Origin of the sequence: Denitraticella aggregata, assembly GCF_048158365.1 — a bacterium.
Lineage (GTDB): Bacteria > Pseudomonadota > Gammaproteobacteria > Burkholderiales > Rhodocyclaceae > Azoarcus_F.
On the sequence record NZ_JBLLNL010000004.1, the window covers coordinates 50,760 to 67,510 of the forward strand.

The following is a 16,751-nucleotide window of genomic DNA, read 5'->3' on the forward strand; positions in this document are numbered from 1 at the left end:
GCATGAGGCTAGTCGAACGGGCGCCAGACCATATCCGGTCGATTTCGCCCTATCAGCCGGGCAAGCCGATCGGCGAACTGGCGCGCGAGATGGGTTTGTCCGAGTCGGGCATCGTGAAGCTTGCGTCCAACGAGAATCCGCTCGGCATGAGCGTCGGCGCACGCGCGGCGGCGGCGGCCGCGATGGCCGACATCGAGCGCTATCCGGACGGCAACGGTTTCGAGTTGAAGGCCGCGCTGTCGCACCGTTTCGGGGTCGACACCGACCGGATCGTGCTCGGCAACGGTTCGAACGACGTGCTCGAGCTGGCGGCCCGGGCGTTCATCGCCCCGGGTGCGTCGGCGGTGTTCTCGCAATATGCATTCGCCGTGTATCCCCTGGCGACCCGTGCCGCGGGCGGGCGCTGCATCGCGGTCACGGCCCGGGACTTCGGCCACGACCTGGATGCGATGGCGGCCGCGATCGAGCCCGACACCCGGGTGGTGTTCATCGCCAATCCGAACAATCCGACCGGCACCTTCGTCGAGGGCCCGCGCATCGAGGCCTTTCTGCGCGCGGTGCCGCAGGATGTGCTGGTGGTGCTGGATGAAGCCTACACCGAGTATCTGAATCCCGAGCAACGCTACGACAGCCTCGCCTGGCTCGAGACCTTCCCGAACCTGCTGGTCTCGCGAACCTTCTCCAAGGCCTACGGCCTGGCCGGCTTGAGGGTGGGTTACGGGCTCGGCCATGCGGATGTCGTGGACCTGATGAACCGGGTGCGCCAGCCCTTCAATGTCAGCAGCGTCGCGCTCGCGGCGGCGGCCGCGGCCCTCGACGACGAGGAATTCCTGGCCCGCAGCGCGGAAGTCAACCGGCGCGGCATGGCGCAGCTGGAGCGGGCGTTCCGCGCGCTGTCGCTGGAGTGGATCCCGTCGGCCGGTAATTTCGTGACCTTTCGGGTGGGCGATGCCGCGGCGGTCAATGCCGCCTTGCTGCGCCACGGCGTGATCGTGCGCCCGATCGGCGGTTACGGCATGCCCGAGTGGTTGCGGGTGTCGATCGGCCTGCCCGAGGAGAACGCGCGCTTCGTCGCCGCACTCGAAGCGGCCCTGAAACCGTCGGCCTGAGAGAAAAACGACATGCCTTCAATCAAGAAGCTGGTGGTGTGCGGCGTCGGCCTGATCGGCGGCTCGTTTGCGCTGGCGCTGCGCAAGGCCGGTGTGGCCCGGCGCATCGTCGGGATAGGGCGCAGGCCGGCGTCGCTCGAGCGCGCGCTCGCGCTCGGTGTCATAGACGAGGCGGCTTCATGCTGGGCCGACGCGCTCGACGGTGCGGACTTCGTGCTGCTGGCGCCGCCGGTGGGGCAGATGGATGCGATCATGGCCGCGATGGTCCCGCATCTCGGGCCGGACACCGTGGTGACCGACGCGGGCAGCACCAAGCGCGACGTGATCGAGGCCATCTATCGGCATCTCGGCGATCGTGTGCCGAACTTCGTGCCGGCTCATCCGATCGCCGGGGCGGAGAACAGCGGCGTCGAGGCGGCGTTCCCGGCGCTGTTCGACGGCCGCAAGGTGGTGGTCACGCCCCTGCCCGAGAACGAACCGTCGGCCGTGCTGAAGGTGCGCAAGGCCTGGGAGGCCTGTGGCGCGACGATTCACGAGATGCCGCCGCACGATCACGACCGGGTTTTCGCCGCGGTCAGCCATCTGCCTCACCTGCTCGCCTTCGGGCTGGTACATGATCTGGCCGGCCGTGCGAATGCGGAGCAGTTGTTCGGCTTCGCCGCGAGCGGCTTTCGCGATTTCACCCGCATCGCCGGCAGTCACCCCGAAATGTGGCGCGACATCTGCATCGCCAACCGGCAGGCCCTGCTCGCCGAGCTGGACGAGTATCTGGCCGAGCTGGCCTACCTGCGGGCCTTGTTGCTGTCGGGCGACGGGAATCGCCTGCAGCAGCATTTTGCCGAAGCGCGCGCGGCCCGCAATGCGTGGGCGGAACAGTACAAGCACACCAGGACCTTCGACTGAAGATGGAATTTCTCGATCTGCCCCCCATGCTCGGCGCCGGCGGCAGCGTGCGTCTGCCCGGTTCCAAGAGCATCTCGAATCGCACCCTGCTGCTGGCGGCACTGGCGCGCGGCGAGACCCGCATTCGCGATCTGCTGGCGTCGGACGACGTCGATCGCATGCTCGACGCGCTCGCGCACCTCGGGGTCGCGTGGGCGCGTGATGGCGACGATGGCGAGTATGTGGTGCAGGGCGTCGGCGGCCCGTTTCCGGTCAAGTCGGCCGATCTGTTTCTCGGCAATGCCGGCACCGCGTTTCGTCCGCTGACTGCCGCGCTGGCGATGTCCGGCGGCGAGTACCGACTGTCGGGGGTGGCGCGCATGCACGAGCGGCCGATCGGGGACCTGATCGACGGCCTGCGCCAGATCGGCGCGGACGTGGTTTACGAAGGGGTCGAGGGTTTCCCGCCGCTACGCGTGCTGCCCGGCACGATCCGTGGCGGCGGTGTGCTGCGGGTGCGCGGCGACGTGTCCAGCCAGTTTTTGACCGCATTGCTGATGGCGCTGCCCCTGACCGGCACCGAGACCACGGTCGAGGTGGTCGGGGAGCTGATCTCCAAGCCGTATATCGCGATCACGCTCGAACTGATGGCGCGTTTCGGCGTCGAGGTGAAACGCACCGGGTGGGAGCGTTTCGTCGTGCCGGCCGGGCACGGCTACACCAGCCCGGGCACGATCTTCGTCGAGGGCGACGCGTCCTCGGCCTCGTATTTTCTGGCTGCCGGCGCGATCGGCGGCGGGCCGGTCCGGGTCGAGGGGGTCGGACGGTCGAGCATCCAGGGCGATGTGCACTTCGCGGCCGCACTGGCGCAACTCGGCGCACGCATCGACATGGGCGAGAACTGGGTCGAGGCGCGCTCGCCGGCGCAGGGTCGTCTGAAGGCCTTCGATCTGGATCTGAATCATATTCCCGACGCCGCGATGACGCTCGCGGTCGCGGCACTGTTTGCCGATGGACCCTGCCGACTGCGTAATATCGCGAGCTGGCGGGTCAAGGAGACCGACCGGCTCGCCGCGATGGCGACCGAGCTGCGCAAGGTCGGCGCCGTGGTCGAGGAAGGGGCGGACTTTCTGCGCATCGTGCCGCCTGCACGGCTGCTGCCCGCGACGATCGACACCTATGACGACCATCGCATCGCGATGTGCTTCTCGCTGGTGAGCCTGGGTGGTTGCCGCGTCAGGATCAATGATCCGCGCTGCGTGAACAAGACCTTCCCGACCTACTTCGACTGCTTCGCCTCGGTCACCCGTCCGGTGCCGGTCGTCGCGATCGACGGACCCTCCGCATCGGGCAAGGGGACGGTCGCCGCGCGCGTGGCCGAGGCGCTCGGCTTCGGCTACCTGGACAGCGGCTCGCTGTACCGTCTGGTGGCGCTGGCCGCGATGCGTGCGGGCGTGCCGCTCGATGACGAGACGCGAGTGGCGCGCAAGGCGGCCCGGCTTCCGGTCGTCTTCGACGGGCAGCGTATCCTGCTCGAGGGGGACGACGTGACCGACATGATCCGCGAGGAAATCTGCTCTGTCGGCGCGTCGAAGGTGGCCGAATTGCCGGCGGTACGGGCGGCGCTGCTCGACCGCCAGCGTGACTTTCGCATCGCCCCCGGGCTGGTTGCCGAGGGGCGCGACATGGGGTCGGTGGTGTTCCCGGATTCGGCCTTCAAGTTCTTCCTCACCGCCAGCGTGGAGGTGCGCGCGCAGCGCCGATATAAGCAGTTGATCGATAAGGGAATGGCTGCTAACATGGAAAGTCTTTCAAAGGACCTTGAGGAACGGGATGCGCGTGATGCGGCCCGGACCGTGGCGCCCTTGAAGAAACTCGCGGATGCGACACTCGTCGAGACGACCACCATGACGGTCGAGGAGGCGGTTGCTTTCGTGCTCGAGAATGTGCGTGGCTGACAGGCGTTTGCTCGGGACCTGTCGTTGATGCGCCTTCGCTGCTGGGGGGTCTGGCCGGTGAAACGGTTCGGACCCGATTTCAACTCACTCAATGGTTGCCGCGTGATTGCGGCTTTCTGGATCAATCAACTTTTATGACAACTGCCACCCCTGTTTCCGCCTCCATGGAAAGTTTTGCCGACCTTTTCGAAGAAAGCCTTGCTCGCCAGGAGATGCGCGCCGGTGAAGTGATCACCGCCGAAGTGGTCAGCATCGATCACAATTTCGTGGTCGTGAATGCCGGCCTCAAGTCCGAGAGCTATGTGCCGATCGAGGAGTTCCGCAACGACCGCGGCGAACTCGAAGTCGAGATCGGCGATTTCGTCCATGTCGCGATCGATGCGCTGGAAGACGGCTACGGCGAGACCCGCCTGTCGCGCGACAAGGCCAAGCGGATCTCCGCCTGGAACGACCTGGAGAAGGCGCTGAACGAGGGGTCGCTGGTCAAGGGTGTCGTGTCCGGTCGGGTCAAGGGCGGTCTGACCGTGATGACCAACAGCATCCGTGCCTTTCTGCCTGGTTCGCTGGTCGATATGCGTCCGGTCAAGGACACCACGCCGTTCGAAGGCAAGGAATTCGACTTCAAGGTCATCAAGCTCGACCGCAAGCGCAACAACGTCGTCGTGTCGCGCCGCGCCGTGCTCGAGGAGACCATGGGTGAAGAGCGCGAGAAGCTGCTCGAGAACCTGAAGGAAGGCATCGTCGTGAAGGGCGTGGTCAAGAACATCACCGACTACGGCGCCTTCATCGACCTCGGTGGCATCGATGGTCTGCTGCACATTACCGATCTGGCCTGGCGTCGTGTGCGTCACCCGTCGGAAGTGCTCAACGTCGGTGACGAGATCGAAGCCAAGGTCCTCAAGTTCGACCAGGAGCGCCAGCGTGTTTCGCTGGGCCTGAAGCAGCTCGGCGAGGATCCGTGGGTCGGCATCTCCCGTCGCTACCCGCAGGGCACCCGTCTGTTCGGCAGGGTCACCAACATCACCGACTACGGCTCCTTCGTCGAGGTCGAGCAGGGTATCGAGGGTCTGGTGCACGTGTCCGAGATGGACTGGACCAACAAGAACATCCACCCGAGCAAGGTCGTCCAGCTGGGCGACGAAGTCGAGGTGATGATTCTCGAGATCGATGAAGACCGTCGCCGCATCTCGCTGGGCATGAAGCAGTGCATGTCCAACCCGTGGGACGATTTCGCGATCAACCACAAGAAGGGCGACAAGGTGCGCGGCCAGATCAAGTCGATCACCGATTTCGGCGTGTTCATCGGCCTGGATGGTGGCATCGACGGTCTGGTGCATCTGTCGGATCTGTCCTGGAGCGAAACCGGCGAGGATGCGGTGCGCCGGTTCAAGAAGGGTGACGAGGTCGAAGCCGTGGTGCTCGCGATCGACGTCGAGCGCGAGCGCATCTCGCTCGGCATCAAGCAGCTCGAGGGCGATCCGTACACCAACTTCATCGCGACCCACGAGAAGAACGCCGTGGTCACCGGTACCGTGAAGAGCGTCGATGCGCGCGGCGCGGTCATCGAACTGAACGACGAGGTCGAAGGTTATCTGCGGGCTTCCGAAGCCGCTCCGCATCGGGTCGATGATCTGACCACCATCCTCAAGGAAGGCGATCAGGTCGAGGCGATGATCATCAACGTCGATCGCAAGACCCGTTCGATCAATCTGTCGATTCGTGCCAAGGATCAGGTCGAAACCAGCGAGGCCATCAACAAGCTCGCATCCGACAGCGCGGCGGCAAGCGGTACCACCAACCTCGGTGCGCTGCTGAAGGCCAAGCTGAACGAACAGAAGCAGTAACCCGGCCTGATTCGTCATGACCAAATCGGAGCTGATCGCGAGGCTGGCGGTGAGATTCCCCCAGCTCGTCGCCAAGGATGCCGATTTCGCGGTCAAGATGGTTCTCGATGCGATGTCCGACGCGCTTTCGCGCGGAGATCGCATCGAAATCCGCGGTTTTGGCAGCTTTTCACTGAACTACCGGCCACCACGGGTCGGGCGCAACCCCAAATCCGGGGAAAAGGTGCATGTGCCCGAAAAATACGTGCCGCATTTCAAGGCCGGCAAGGAATTGCGCGAGCGAGTTGATATCATTGAATGACCGCGCAATCGCAGGATTGCTGTTGGATTCCTGAAGGCGGCGGCGAGCCGCCTTTTTTTTGCCATCTGCACGGAGATCATTCGCTCATGCGCATCCTGATGTGGATTTTCAGATTACTGTTGTTCTTCCTGTTGTTCGGCTTTGCGGTGAAGAACGATCAACTGGTCATGCTGAAGTTCTTCTTCGGCAGCCAATGGCAGATGCCGCTGGTGTTCGTCATCCTGGCCGCGTTCGCCGCCGGCGCCGTACTCGGTGTGACCGCCACCTTCGCGTCGCTGCTGCGTTACAGGCGCGAGATCGGTCGCCTGCGCAAGACCGTGGGCAAGCTCGAGCGCGATCAGCGCGTGGCCGACACGCATGCGGTCGTCCCTCAGGGCGGAAGCAGCGAGGTCGTCTGACGCGATGGAGATAGAGTTCTGGTGGCTTCTCGCGCTGCCGCTGTTCTTCGGCCTGGGCTGGCTCGCGGCGCGAATCGACATCCGTCAGGTCGTCAGGGAGTCGCGCGCGTTGCCGCGTTCGTACCTGAACGGCCTGAATTTCCTGCTGAACGAACAGCAGGACAAGGCGATCGATTCCTTCATCGAGGCGGTGAAGATCGATCCGCACACGATCGAGTTGCATTTCGCGCTGGGCAGCCTGTTCCGACGCCGGGGCGAGACCGATCGTGCGATCAGGATGCACCAGAATCTGGTCGATCGCGAGGACCTGTCCGATTCACAGCGTCTGGAGGCGGTGGCCGCGCTCGGACAGGACTACCTGAAGGCCGGGCTGCTCGATCGGGCCGAGGCGATGTTCCAGAAACTGCGCGGCACGATCCACAACGACGCGGCCATCGGCCATCTGCTCGAGATTTACCAGCAGGAAAAGGACTGGGCCAGGGCGATCGAGGTCGCCAAGGCGATGCCCGATCACGAGAGCGTGCATTGGCGCAAGGAAGTCTCGAATTTCTATTGCGAGCTGGCGACCGCGGCGCTCGCGGACTCGCGCAACGATGTCGCCCGCCAGCACCTCGACGATGCCCTCGCGATCAATCGACGCTGCGTGCGCGCGAGCCTGATCACCGGCCAGTTGCTGGTCGCCGAGGGGCAGGACGAAGCCGCGATCGACGCATGGAAGCGGGTCGAGAGCCAGGACCCGCTGTATCTTTCGCTGGTTGCAGAGGATCTGATGGCAGCGTTCGGGCGTCTGGGGCGCCATGAACAGGGGCAGACGCTGCTGCGTTCCTGGCTGGCGCGGCACCCGTCGCTGGATCTGCTCGACGAGGTCTTTCGCTGGGAGCTCGAGCGGCAGGGTCCGAAAGCGGCCTATGACCTGGTGCGCGAGGAGTTGCGCCGCAACCCGACCTTGCTCGGTCTGGAAAAGCTGCTGGAGGCCGCGGCGTTGTCGGCGCCACCCGAGCAGCGGGCCGATGTCGAACTGGTGCGGCAGTTGATCCACGGGCATACGCGTCGCGTGGCGCGTTATCACTGCGCCGCGTGCGGCTTCAAGGCACGCCAGTTCCAGTGGCGCTGCCCCGCCTGCGGGGGCTGGGAAACCTATCCGCCCAAGCGCAGCGAGGAATTCGACCTCGTGCCCTGAGCGATCGGGTGCGCCGAGAGGGTGCTGCGCAGATCGGCTTTTACCGGCGCAGCACGCATATACTGCATCGACTTCGATTCAACGAACACGATACGAGCGGACATGGAATACAAGACTCTGGAAGACTGCGTCGGGCATACCCCGCTGGTCAGAATGAAGCGGCTGACCGCCGGGCGCAACAACGTGATTCTCGGCAAGCTCGAGGGCAACAACCCGGCCGGCTCGGTCAAGGACAGGCCCGCGCTTTCGATGATCATGCGGGCCGAGGCGCGGGGCGACATCCGGCCGGGTGACACGCTGATCGAAGCGACCAGCGGCAATACCGGTATCGCGCTGGCGATGGCGGCCGCGATGCGCGGTTATCGCATGGTGCTGGTCATGCCCGAGAATCAGAGCGTCGAGCGCCGTCAGACGATGCGTGCCTTCGGCGCCGAACTGGTGCTGACCGCGCGGGACGGGGCTATGGAGATGGCGCGCGATGTCGCGACCCGCATGCGGGACGACGGTCAGGGCATCATCCTCGACCAGTTCGCGAACCCGGACAACCCCTTGTCGCATTACGAGGGTACCGCGCCCGAGATCTGGGAGCAGACCGGCGGCCGGATCACGCATTTCGTCAGCAGCATGGGCACGACCGGTACGATCATGGGGTGTTCGCGCTTCTTCAAGGAGCAAAACCCGGCGATCCAGATCGTCGGCTGCCAGCCGGAAGAAGGCTCGCAGATTCCGGGCATCCGTAAATGGCCGGAAGCCTACCTCCCGGACATCTACGACAAGTCCGCGGTCGATCGGCTCGAGTATGTCGGCCAGGCCGACGCGGAGGAGATGACCCGCCGGCTCGCGCGGGAAGAGGGCATCTTTGCGGGCATATCGGCCGGCGGCGCGATGCATGTCGCGCTTCGGATCGCCGGCGAGGTGGAGGATGCGGTGATCGTCTCCATCGTGTGCGATCGGGGTGACCGCTATCTGTCGACCGGCGTCTTTCCGGGCTGACCCCCGTACCTGCGGACGGCATCTGGTTTCGTATGCCGTCTGTGCTGCCCTGCTGGTCGGGTTGGTGTCGCTCGCCGCGGCGCGGGCGCTGCAGCTTGATCTGGGCCGGCTCACGCATCCGCTGTTCGTCCTCGACGGCGTGACGGTCTCGATCGGGGCCGAGGCCGGCCCCGCCAGAATCGATGTCGCGCGCGTCTCGATCGGTGGCCAGGTCTGGTCGGGCGTTTTCCTCGAGTGCGGGCGCTTTCATCTCGCCGAGGGGCAGATGCGCTGCGAGCAGGGGCGGATGTCCGTTCCGGGTGTGATCGAGCGCGCGCGGATCGAACTGGGCTTCGACCCCGGAAGGATGACGGGTCGCATGCGTGTGCTGACCGATGCTGGCGAGGCGATCTCCGCGACGCTCGACTCGAACGGTCGTCTGGCCGCCGACTTGTCGGGCCTCTCGCTCGCGCGGGCGGCCGCCTGGTGGCCACGGCTTGCCGAGCTCGGCCTGGCCGGCCGCTTCGATGGCGTGCTCGAATACGGGCCGGGCGCGGCCGGCCTCACCCTGTCGGGTCGTGTCAGCGACGGCGCGTTCGCGTCGGCGGACGGTCTGCAGGCGGCGGAGGCTCTGCTACTCGAGCTCACGTTCGGTGCGCGACCGGCGGATCGGGGGTGGCGCTGGAAGGGTCGCCTGTCCTGGATCGGTGGGGCGGCCTATGTCCATCCGCTGTTCGTCGAGTCCGGGATGCAGGTGGTCGCCAACGGGCGCTTGCACATGGATGATCTGATCGTCGAACGCGTGGATGTCAATATCGACGGTCTCGGTTCGCTCGCGGCGAGCGGGCTGTTCGGACTGAACCCGCTACGGCTCGACCGGGCGGCGCTTACGCTCGCGGATGCCGATCTCGCAGTGCTCGGGCCACGCTTTCTCGCACCGGTGGTCGCTCCTGCGCGGCAGGATTCGATGTACTTCTCCGGGCGTGTGAGCGCCGAGGCGCGCATCGAGGCGGACGAACTGGTCGCGCTCGATGCCACACTGGACGCGGTATTGATAGGACTGGACGATCCGGAACTGGGCTTCGGCCCGCTCAGCGGGTCCGTTCCGTGGCGTGCGCACGCGCAGACCGAGGCCCAAGTGCGGGTGGACGGCGGGCACTGGAAGCGCCTGAGCCTGGGTGCATTCGATCTGGATGCACGCCTTCATGGTCGATCGGTCGAGCTCGAACGGGTCGCGATTCCGCTGCTCGATGGCCGTGTACTGCTGGAGGACGTCACGCTGCGCCGCGAGATGACGGGATGGATCGGGCGCGGGGGGCTGGTCGTCGAGCCGATCTCGATGGCGCAACTGACCGAGGCGGTCGGCCTGCCCCGGATGTCGGGGGTCCTGTCCGCGTCGCTGCCCGGGCTGACGATCGCACCGGGGGAACTGCGTCTGGACGGGGCGCTGGCGATGTCGGTGTTCGACGGCTATCTTCTGGTGAGCCGTCTGCAGTTGCTCGAGCCCTTGGGCGTGGCCGCGCATCTGTACGCCGATGTGATGGCACGCAACCTGGATCTGGCCCAGCTGACCGATACGTTCGCCTTCGGCAGCGTCACCGGCTTCATCGACGCGGACGTGAGTGGCCTCGAACTGGTCCGCTGGCGGCCGGTGCGCTTCGAGGCCAGCGTGCGCAGCAGTCCCGGCCGATATGCCCGCCGGATCAGCCAGCGGGCGGTGCAGAACATCGGGGCACTGGGCGGGGCGGGGGCGGTCGCGGCGCTGCAGCGGGGCTTCCTCGGTTTATTCGATACGTTCGGCTATCGGGAGCTGGGCCTGTCGTGTCGGCTGGAGGGCGGCGTGTGCATGATGCAAGGGCTCGACGAGGTGCGCGCGCGCGATCCCGATTCGGGCTTCGTAATCGTGCGTGGCGGCGGCGTCCCGGCGCTGAACGTCATCGGCTACAATCGGCGCGTCGACTGGGAAGAGTTGCTGGCGCGCCTGAAGCGCGCGATCGAGTCGAATGTGGCACCGGTCATCGAATAGGCCGGTCCGAACGTTCACAGCACATCAGCGCCGTGCAACCGGCCGCAGCGGGCGGGCGGTGCATCGGCCAGGGAGCCCGAATGAGCATGATCAGGACAGGGGCGATGGTGACGGCGATCGCGCTCGCGAGCGCGGGGTGCGTGACCATCAACATCTATTTTCCGGCGGCGGCGGCAGAGAAGGCGGCCGACCGGATCATCGAGGACGTGTGGCAGTTGCGCGAAATGGCGCCGGCGGCCGAGGGCGAGACGACGGGAGAGGCGAAATGAACGTGGTGACGATGTTGCGTGCGGCCGTGCTGGCCCTTGTCTTGGCGTGTGCCGGGCCCGCGTTCGCGCAGGGCAATCTTGAGATCAACACCCCGGCGATCGCCGCACTGCAGTCCTCGATGCAGCAACGCCATGCGCAGCTTGCGCCGCTGTATGCGGCCGGCGCGGTCGGGATCGCGGCCGGCGGGTCGGTGGCGCTGCGCGATGCGTCCAGCGTGCCGCTTGCTCAGCGCGGTCAGGTCAACGCGCTGGTGGCGGCCGAGAATGCCGACCGGACCGCGCTGTATCGGGAGATCGCGCGCGCCAACGGGCACCCCGAATGGGAGGCGGACGTGCGGCGCACCTTTGCGCAACGCTGGATCGAGCGCGCCCAGCCCGGCTGGTGGGTGCAAGGCCCCGGCGGCTGGGTACAGAAGTAATGACCGTCCTGGTATTCGACATCGAGACCGTTCCCGATGTCGCAGGCATCCGGGCGCTCAATCAGCTGCCGGCGGAACTGTCCGACTTCGAGGTCGCCGAGTTCGCCTTTCAGCAACGCAGGGTCGCCAATGGCACGGATTTTCTGCCGCACACGCTGCAGCGCGTGGTCACGATCTCGTGCGTACTGCGCGACGCTGGCCACTTCAGGGTGTTCTCGCTGTCCGAGCCGGACAGCGGCGAGGGCGAGATCATCCAGCGCTTCTTCGACGGCATTGAGCGTTACGCCCCGCAGATCGTGTCCTGGAACGGTGGCGGCTTCGATCTGCCGGTGCTGCATTACCGTGGGCTGATCCATGGCGTCAGCGCGCCGCGCTACTGGGATCTGGGCGACGGCGACTACAGCGATTCGCGCGACTACAAATGGAACAACTACATCAGCCGCTATCACAACCGGCATCTCGACCTGATGGACCTGCTGGCGCTCTATCAACCCCGCGCCAATGCGCGGCTGGACGAGCTGGCGAAGCTGATGGGTTTTCCGGGCAAGCTCGGCATGGATGGCGGGGCAGTGTGGCAGGCCTGGCAGGACGGTCGCATCGACGAGATCCGGGACTATTGCGAAACCGACGTCGTGAATACCTATCTGGTATACCTGGGCTTCCAGCGCATGCGCGGTCATATCGACCGCGCCGGATTCGACGCCGAGATCGCGGAGGTTCGGCAGGCACTCGAGCGGATCGGGGCTGCACACTGGCGAGCCTACCTGGACGCGTGGTGATGCAGTGCGAAAAAAGGTTTTGACAGTCTGCGCCGAATGATTATAATTCGCGGCTCTTAGCAGGCGCGTAGCTCAGTTGGTTAGAGCACCACCTTGACATGGTGGGGGTCGTTGGTTCGAATCCAATCGCGCCTACCAACACCCTGGAGTAAAACGATGTTTCGAACTACTACCGAAGCCGGAAACTGAAGACGTCGGGCTCCGCAGTAGTGCTCCATTAAAAAAGTGCGGCTCCACCGCACTTTTTTTTCGTCTCCAGTTTCTATAATTTCGACCCGAACACCCTTATCCGACGACGACTCCCGCTCAATCGCATCGAGGCCAGGAAATGCCCAATATCACCCTCCCCGACGGTTCCGTTCGCAGCTTCGACCAGGCGGTCACCGTCGCCGATGTGGCGGCGGCGATCGGGACCGGGCTGGCGAAGGCCGCACTGGCCGGCAAGGTCGGCGGTCGTCTGGTGGATCTGTCCCATCGCATCGACGACGATGCGACGCTCGCGATCGTGACCGACAGGAATCCCGAAGGTCTGGAGATCATCCGGCATTCCACCGCTCACCTGCTCGCGCATGCGGTCAAGCAACTGTTTCCGGATGCGCAGGTGACGATCGGTCCGGTGATCGAGAACGGCTTCTACTACGATTTCGCGTACAAGCGTCCCTTCACGCCGGAGGATCTGGCGCAGATCGAGGTGCGCATGGCCGAACTGGCCAAGGCCGACATTCCGGTCGGGCGCGAAGTTTGGGCTCGTGACGACGCGGTCGAGTTCTTCAAGGCGCAGGGCGAGCATTACAAGGCCGAGATCATCGCGTCCATTCCGGCGGCCGAGGACGTGTCGCTCTATCGCCAGGGCGATTTCATCGACCTGTGTCGCGGACCGCACGCGCCCTCCACCGGCAAGCTGAAGGTGTTCAAGCTGACCAAACTCGCCGGCGCGTACTGGCGCGGCGACTCGAAGAACGAGATGCTGCAGCGCATCTACGGCACCGCCTGGGCCCGCAAGGAGGAACTGGCGGCGCACCTGCACATGCTCGAGGAGGCGGAGAAGCGCGATCACCGCAAACTCGGTCAGCAACTCGGTTTCTTCCATTTCCAGGAGAACGCGCCGGGAGCGGTGTTCTGGCATCCGAAGGGCTGGACCCTGTTCCAGTCGCTGATCAACTACATGAGGATGCGCCAGGACGCGGCCGGTTACGTGGAGGTCAATACGCCGGACGTCATGGATCGCGGCCTGTGGGAAACCTCCGGTCACTGGCAGAACTACCGTCAGAACATGTTCACCACGCAGACCGAGGACGAGCGGGTGTTCGCGCTCAAACCGATGAACTGCCCCGGTGCGGTGTCGATGTTCGCGACCGGGCTGAAGAGTTACCGCGACCTGCCGTTGCGCATGGCCGAGTTCGGCAAGGTGCACCGTTACGAGCCGTCCGGCGCGCTGCACGGGCTGATGCGGGTGCGCCACTTCACCCAGGACGATGCGCATATCTTCTGCACCGAGCAGCAGATGCAGCAGGAATGCACCGACGTGGTCGCCCTGATCCTGGACATCTACAAGGACTTCGGCTTCGACAACGTGCGCATCAAGCTGTCTACCCGGCCGGACAACCGGATCGGCAGCGACGAAATCTGGGACAGACTCGAAGGCGCGCTGGCTGCGGCGCTCGACCACATGGGCATGGCCTATGAACTCTTCCCCGGTGAGGGCGCGTTCTACGGACCCAAGCTCGAATTCGTGCTGCGCGACGCGATCGGTCGTGACTGGCAGTGCGGCACGCTGCAGGTGGACATGAACCTGCCGGAACGCTTTGACATCACCTATGTCGCCGAGGACAACACCCGAAAGCGTCCGGTGATGCTGCACCGCGCGCTGTTCGGCTCGCTCGAGCGCTTCGCCGGCATTCTGCTCGAGCATCATGCCGGTGCCTTGCCCCTGTGGCTTGCGCCGGTCCATGCGGTCGTGCTGAACATCTCGGAGGGTCAGTCCGAGTATGCGCTCAGCGTGGCCGCGACCCTGAAGAAAGCCGGCTTCCGCGTGGATGCCGATTTGCGAAACGAAAAGATAAACTATAAAATCCGCGAGCACAGCGTGCACAAGCTTCCCTATCAGCTCGTCATCGGCGAGAAGGAAAAGGACGCAGGGCTTGTCGCAGTGCGCGCGCGGGGCGGCCAAGACCTTGGCCAGATGTCCCTCGATACGTTGATCGAGCGCTGGCGTCGGGAAATCGACGCGAAGAGCGGCTCGCTCTGATTTTTTGGAATTCATGGAGAGGAACCATCGCTCAAGATAAGAAGCAGCGCGTCAATGGCGAGATAAACGCGCCTGAAGTCCGGTTGGTAGCTGATGACGGCGAGCAACTCGGCATCGTGTCCCTGAATGCGGCGCTCGGCATCGCTGAAGAGGCCGGTCTGGATCTGGTCGAGATCGCGCCGATGGCCCAGCCGCCGGTCTGCAAAGTGATGGACTTCGGCAAGTTCAAGTATCAGGAGCAGAAGAAGGCTCACGAAGCCAAGTCCAAGCAGAAGCAGGTGCAGGTCAAGGAAGTCAAGCTGCGTCCAGGCACCGACGAGAACGACTACCAGATCAAGCTTCGCAACCTCAGGCGCTTCCTGATCGAGGGTGACAAGGCCAAGGTGACCCTGCGGTTCCGTGGCCGCGAGATGGCGCATCAGGAGATCGGGATGCGGCAGCTCGAGCGGATCAAGGCGGACATCGACGACATCGCGATGGTCGAGCAGATGCCCAAGATGGAAGGGCGGCAGATGGTCATGGTGATCGGCCCGCGCAAGACGCGCTGATCGCCGGAAGGTTTCGAGCGCCGTGTTCGGAATGAACCCGGCGCTCGAAGACCGGCGCGACGGATGCGCCGGAATACAAGTGGTGTCGGGTGTCAAATGCGCCGTGTGTGGCGCTACCTGACGGCATGCATAAAACAGGAGTTGGAAATGCCTAAGATGAAGACCAAGAGCGGAGCCGCGAAGCGGTTCAAAGTCCGCGCAAGCGGGGGGATCAAGCGGTCCCAGGCGTTCAAGCGCCACATCCTGACCAAGAAGTCGACCAAGACCAAGCGCCAGCTGCGCGGCATGACCGAAGTTCATGCCGCGGATCAGAAGCTGATTCGCGCCATGTTGCCTTACGCTTGATAGGAGACCGCAATGCCCAGAGTAAAACGTGGTGTAACCGCGCGCGCGCGGCACAAGAAAGTCCTCGATCAGGCCAAGGGATACCGCGGCCGTCGCAAGAACGTCTACCGCATCGCCAAGCAGGCGGTGATGAAGGCCGGTCAGTACGCCTACCGTGACCGCCGTCAGCGCAAGCGTCAGTTCCGCTCCTTGTGGATCGCGCGTATCAACGCGGCGGCCCGTGAAGTCGGTCTGACCTACAGCACCTTCATGAACGGCCTCAAGAAGGCCGCAATCGAAGTCGACCGCAAGGTCCTGGCCGATCTGGCCGTCTTCGACAAACCCGCCTTTGCCGCGCTCGCGGACCAGGCCCGGGCCAAACTCGCCGCCTGATTCAGCGCGGCACAAAGAAAGGAGGCCTGGCCTCCTTTTTTTTTCTGAACGCTCAGGCGTATGAACATGGACAAGCTCGAACAAATAGTCGAAGAGGCGCAGGCGGCTTTCGCCGCGGTGTCGGATGCCGCCCAGCTGGAGCAGGTGAAGGCCCGTTTTCTCGGGAAGACCGGCTCTCTGACCGAACGGCTCAAGACGCTTGGCAAGCTGCCGCCGGACGAGCGCCGGACCGCCGGCGCGGAGATCAACCGCGCGAAGAGCGCAGTCGAGGCGGCGCTCGAGGCACGGCGCGAGGCGCTGCGCGAGGCGCGTCTGCTGTCGCAGCTCGCGGCCGAATCACTCGATGTGACGCTGCCGGGACGTGGCGCCGGGCAGGGCGGGCTGCATCCGGTCACGCTGACGCTCGAACGACTCGAGGCGCTGTTCCGGTCGATCGGCTTCATCGTCGCCGACGGCCCCGAGATCGAGACCGACTGGCACAACTTCACCGCGCTGAACACGCCCGACAACCACCCGGCGCGCTCCATGCACGACACCTTCTATCTGGAAGGGCGTGAGGATGTGCTGCTGCGCACGCACACCAGTCCGGTGCAGATCCGCTCGATGCTGGCACATGTGGCGCGCCATGCCGGGGCCGCGACGATGCCCGACGTACGGGTGATCGCACCCGGACGGGTCTATCGGGTCGATTCCGATGCCACGCATTCGCCGATGTTTCATCAGGTGGAAGGCCTGTGGGTCGGCGAAAGCGTCAGCTTCGCTGATCTGAAAGGCGTCGTGGCCGACTTCCTGCGCAAGTTCTTCGAGTCCGACGATCTGCAGGTGCGCTTCAGGCCGTCGTTCTTCCCGTTCACAGAGCCGAGCGCCGAGATCGACGTGGCCTTCATGAGTGGTGCGCTCGAAGGGCGCTGGCTGGAGATCGCGGGTTGCGGCATGGTGCATCCGAACGTGCTGCGCTTCGGCGGAATCGATCCGGAGCGCTACACCGGGTTTGCGTTCGGCATGGGGCTGGACCGGCTGGCGATGCTGCGTTACGGCGTCAACGATCTGCGTCTGTTCTTCGACAACGATCTGCGCTTCTTGAGCCAATTCAGGTAGACG

General features: G+C 64.7%; 17 protein-coding genes and 1 tRNA gene. All 18 read left to right on the forward strand.

Annotated elements, in window-relative coordinates; genetic code table 11:
- Nucleotides 1-2: 2 nt before the first annotated feature.
- The gene (gene hisC, locus ACKVEX_RS06710) at nt 3-1,109 is read left to right on the forward strand and encodes a histidinol-phosphate transaminase (protein ID WP_473214937.1); all 1,107 of its coding nucleotides are present in this window, start codon (nt 3-5) and stop codon (nt 1,107-1,109) included.
- A gap of 12 nt (nt 1,110-1,121) precedes the next feature.
- On the forward strand, nt 1,122-2,012 hold the full coding sequence (locus tag ACKVEX_RS06715) for a prephenate dehydrogenase (protein ID WP_473214938.1): 891 nt from the start codon (nt 1,122-1,124) through the stop codon (nt 2,010-2,012).
- Nucleotides 2,013-2,014: 2 nt separating this feature from the next.
- Entirely contained in the window at nt 2,015-3,949 is a 1,935-nt protein-coding gene (locus ACKVEX_RS06720; RefSeq protein ID WP_473214939.1) for a bifunctional 3-phosphoshikimate 1-carboxyvinyltransferase/cytidylate kinase, read from the forward strand.
- Between the two features lie 134 nt (nt 3,950-4,083).
- The gene (gene rpsA / locus ACKVEX_RS06725) at nt 4,084-5,793 is read left to right on the forward strand and encodes a 30S ribosomal protein S1 (protein WP_473214940.1); all 1,710 of its coding nucleotides are present in this window, start codon (nt 4,084-4,086) and stop codon (nt 5,791-5,793) included.
- Between the two features lie 16 nt (nt 5,794-5,809).
- Complete coding sequence (locus ACKVEX_RS06730; RefSeq protein ID WP_473214941.1) at nt 5,810-6,094, forward strand: integration host factor subunit beta; 285 nt, start codon at nt 5,810-5,812, stop codon at nt 6,092-6,094.
- A gap of 86 nt (nt 6,095-6,180) precedes the next feature.
- Nucleotides 6,181-6,492 carry a LapA family protein gene (locus ACKVEX_RS06735; protein ID WP_473214942.1) on the forward strand — a complete coding sequence of 104 codons (312 nt, stop codon included), beginning with the start codon at nt 6,181-6,183 and terminating at the stop codon, nt 6,490-6,492.
- A gap of 4 nt (nt 6,493-6,496) precedes the next feature.
- Nucleotides 6,497-7,672: a lipopolysaccharide assembly protein LapB gene (gene lapB / locus ACKVEX_RS06740; protein WP_473214943.1), complete on the forward strand. Its 1,176-nt coding sequence runs from the start codon at nt 6,497-6,499 to the stop codon at nt 7,670-7,672.
- A 102-nt stretch (nt 7,673-7,774) separates the two neighbouring features.
- Nucleotides 7,775-8,665 (forward strand): cysteine synthase CysM, encoded by an 891-nt coding sequence (cysM, locus tag ACKVEX_RS06745; protein WP_473214944.1) that lies wholly within the window; start codon nt 7,775-7,777, stop codon nt 8,663-8,665.
- Nucleotides 8,666-8,729: 64 nt separating this feature from the next.
- The gene (locus ACKVEX_RS06750; RefSeq protein ID WP_473214945.1) at nt 8,730-10,670 is read left to right on the forward strand and encodes an intermembrane phospholipid transport YdbH family protein; all 1,941 of its coding nucleotides are present in this window, start codon (nt 8,730-8,732) and stop codon (nt 10,668-10,670) included.
- 80 nt (nt 10,671-10,750) lie between these two features.
- Entirely contained in the window at nt 10,751-10,939 is a 189-nt protein-coding gene (locus tag ACKVEX_RS06755; protein WP_473214946.1) for a hypothetical protein, read from the forward strand.
- Nucleotides 10,936-11,358: a YdbL family probable chaperone protein gene (locus ACKVEX_RS06760; protein ID WP_473214947.1), complete on the forward strand. Its 423-nt coding sequence runs from the start codon at nt 10,936-10,938 to the stop codon at nt 11,356-11,358. Before ACKVEX_RS06755 ends, ACKVEX_RS06760 begins: the two co-directional genes overlap by 4 nt.
- Nucleotides 11,358-12,137, forward strand: coding sequence for a 3'-5' exonuclease (locus tag ACKVEX_RS06765; RefSeq protein WP_473214948.1), 780 nt, complete (start codon nt 11,358-11,360; stop codon nt 12,135-12,137). The genes ACKVEX_RS06760 and ACKVEX_RS06765 overlap by 1 nt, the downstream gene beginning before the upstream one ends.
- A gap of 61 nt (nt 12,138-12,198) precedes the next feature.
- Nucleotides 12,199-12,275, forward strand: a tRNA-Val gene (locus tag ACKVEX_RS06770).
- A 190-nt stretch (nt 12,276-12,465) separates the two neighbouring features.
- Nucleotides 12,466-14,385 (forward strand): threonine--tRNA ligase, encoded by a 1,920-nt coding sequence (thrS, locus tag ACKVEX_RS06775; RefSeq protein ID WP_473214949.1) that lies wholly within the window; start codon nt 12,466-12,468, stop codon nt 14,383-14,385.
- A 26-nt stretch (nt 14,386-14,411) separates the two neighbouring features.
- A complete protein-coding gene (gene infC, locus ACKVEX_RS06780) occupies nt 14,412-14,933 on the forward strand; it encodes a translation initiation factor IF-3 (protein ID WP_473215114.1) in 522 nt (173 codons plus the stop codon).
- A 147-nt stretch (nt 14,934-15,080) separates the two neighbouring features.
- Nucleotides 15,081-15,278, forward strand: a complete 198-nt coding sequence (gene rpmI / locus ACKVEX_RS06785; protein ID WP_473214950.1) for a 50S ribosomal protein L35 — start codon at nt 15,081-15,083, stop codon at nt 15,276-15,278.
- A 12-nt stretch (nt 15,279-15,290) separates the two neighbouring features.
- Nucleotides 15,291-15,650: a 50S ribosomal protein L20 gene (gene rplT / locus ACKVEX_RS06790; protein ID WP_473214951.1), complete on the forward strand. Its 360-nt coding sequence runs from the start codon at nt 15,291-15,293 to the stop codon at nt 15,648-15,650.
- A 66-nt stretch (nt 15,651-15,716) separates the two neighbouring features.
- Nucleotides 15,717-16,748, forward strand: coding sequence for a phenylalanine--tRNA ligase subunit alpha (pheS, locus tag ACKVEX_RS06795; RefSeq protein ID WP_473214952.1), 1,032 nt, complete (start codon nt 15,717-15,719; stop codon nt 16,746-16,748).
- Nucleotides 16,749-16,751 lie beyond the last annotated feature (3 nt).

What these genes read in the sequence shown, in the direction of transcription:
- hisC (WP_473214937.1), top strand. Translation starts at nt 3, where the DNA reads ATGAGGCTAGTCGAACGGGCGCCAGACCATATCCGGTCGATTTCGCCC.
- ACKVEX_RS06715 (WP_473214938.1), top strand. Translation starts at nt 1,122, where the DNA reads ATGCCTTCAATCAAGAAGCTGGTGGTGTGCGGCGTCGGCCTGATCGGC.
- ACKVEX_RS06720 (WP_473214939.1), top strand. Translation starts at nt 2,015, where the DNA reads ATGGAATTTCTCGATCTGCCCCCCATGCTCGGCGCCGGCGGCAGCGTG.
- rpsA (WP_473214940.1), top strand. Translation starts at nt 4,084, where the DNA reads ATGACAACTGCCACCCCTGTTTCCGCCTCCATGGAAAGTTTTGCCGAC.
- ACKVEX_RS06730 (WP_473214941.1), top strand. Translation starts at nt 5,810, where the DNA reads ATGACCAAATCGGAGCTGATCGCGAGGCTGGCGGTGAGATTCCCCCAG.
- ACKVEX_RS06735 (WP_473214942.1), top strand. Translation starts at nt 6,181, where the DNA reads ATGCGCATCCTGATGTGGATTTTCAGATTACTGTTGTTCTTCCTGTTG.
- lapB (WP_473214943.1), top strand. Translation starts at nt 6,497, where the DNA reads ATGGAGATAGAGTTCTGGTGGCTTCTCGCGCTGCCGCTGTTCTTCGGC.
- cysM (WP_473214944.1), top strand. Translation starts at nt 7,775, where the DNA reads ATGGAATACAAGACTCTGGAAGACTGCGTCGGGCATACCCCGCTGGTC.
- ACKVEX_RS06755 (WP_473214946.1), top strand. Translation starts at nt 10,751, where the DNA reads ATGAGCATGATCAGGACAGGGGCGATGGTGACGGCGATCGCGCTCGCG.
- ACKVEX_RS06760 (WP_473214947.1), top strand. Translation starts at nt 10,936, where the DNA reads ATGAACGTGGTGACGATGTTGCGTGCGGCCGTGCTGGCCCTTGTCTTG.
- ACKVEX_RS06765 (WP_473214948.1), top strand. Translation starts at nt 11,358, where the DNA reads ATGACCGTCCTGGTATTCGACATCGAGACCGTTCCCGATGTCGCAGGC.
- thrS (WP_473214949.1), top strand. Translation starts at nt 12,466, where the DNA reads ATGCCCAATATCACCCTCCCCGACGGTTCCGTTCGCAGCTTCGACCAG.
- rpmI (WP_473214950.1), top strand. Translation starts at nt 15,081, where the DNA reads ATGCCTAAGATGAAGACCAAGAGCGGAGCCGCGAAGCGGTTCAAAGTC.
- rplT (WP_473214951.1), top strand. Translation starts at nt 15,291, where the DNA reads ATGCCCAGAGTAAAACGTGGTGTAACCGCGCGCGCGCGGCACAAGAAA.
- pheS (WP_473214952.1), top strand. Translation starts at nt 15,717, where the DNA reads ATGGACAAGCTCGAACAAATAGTCGAAGAGGCGCAGGCGGCTTTCGCC.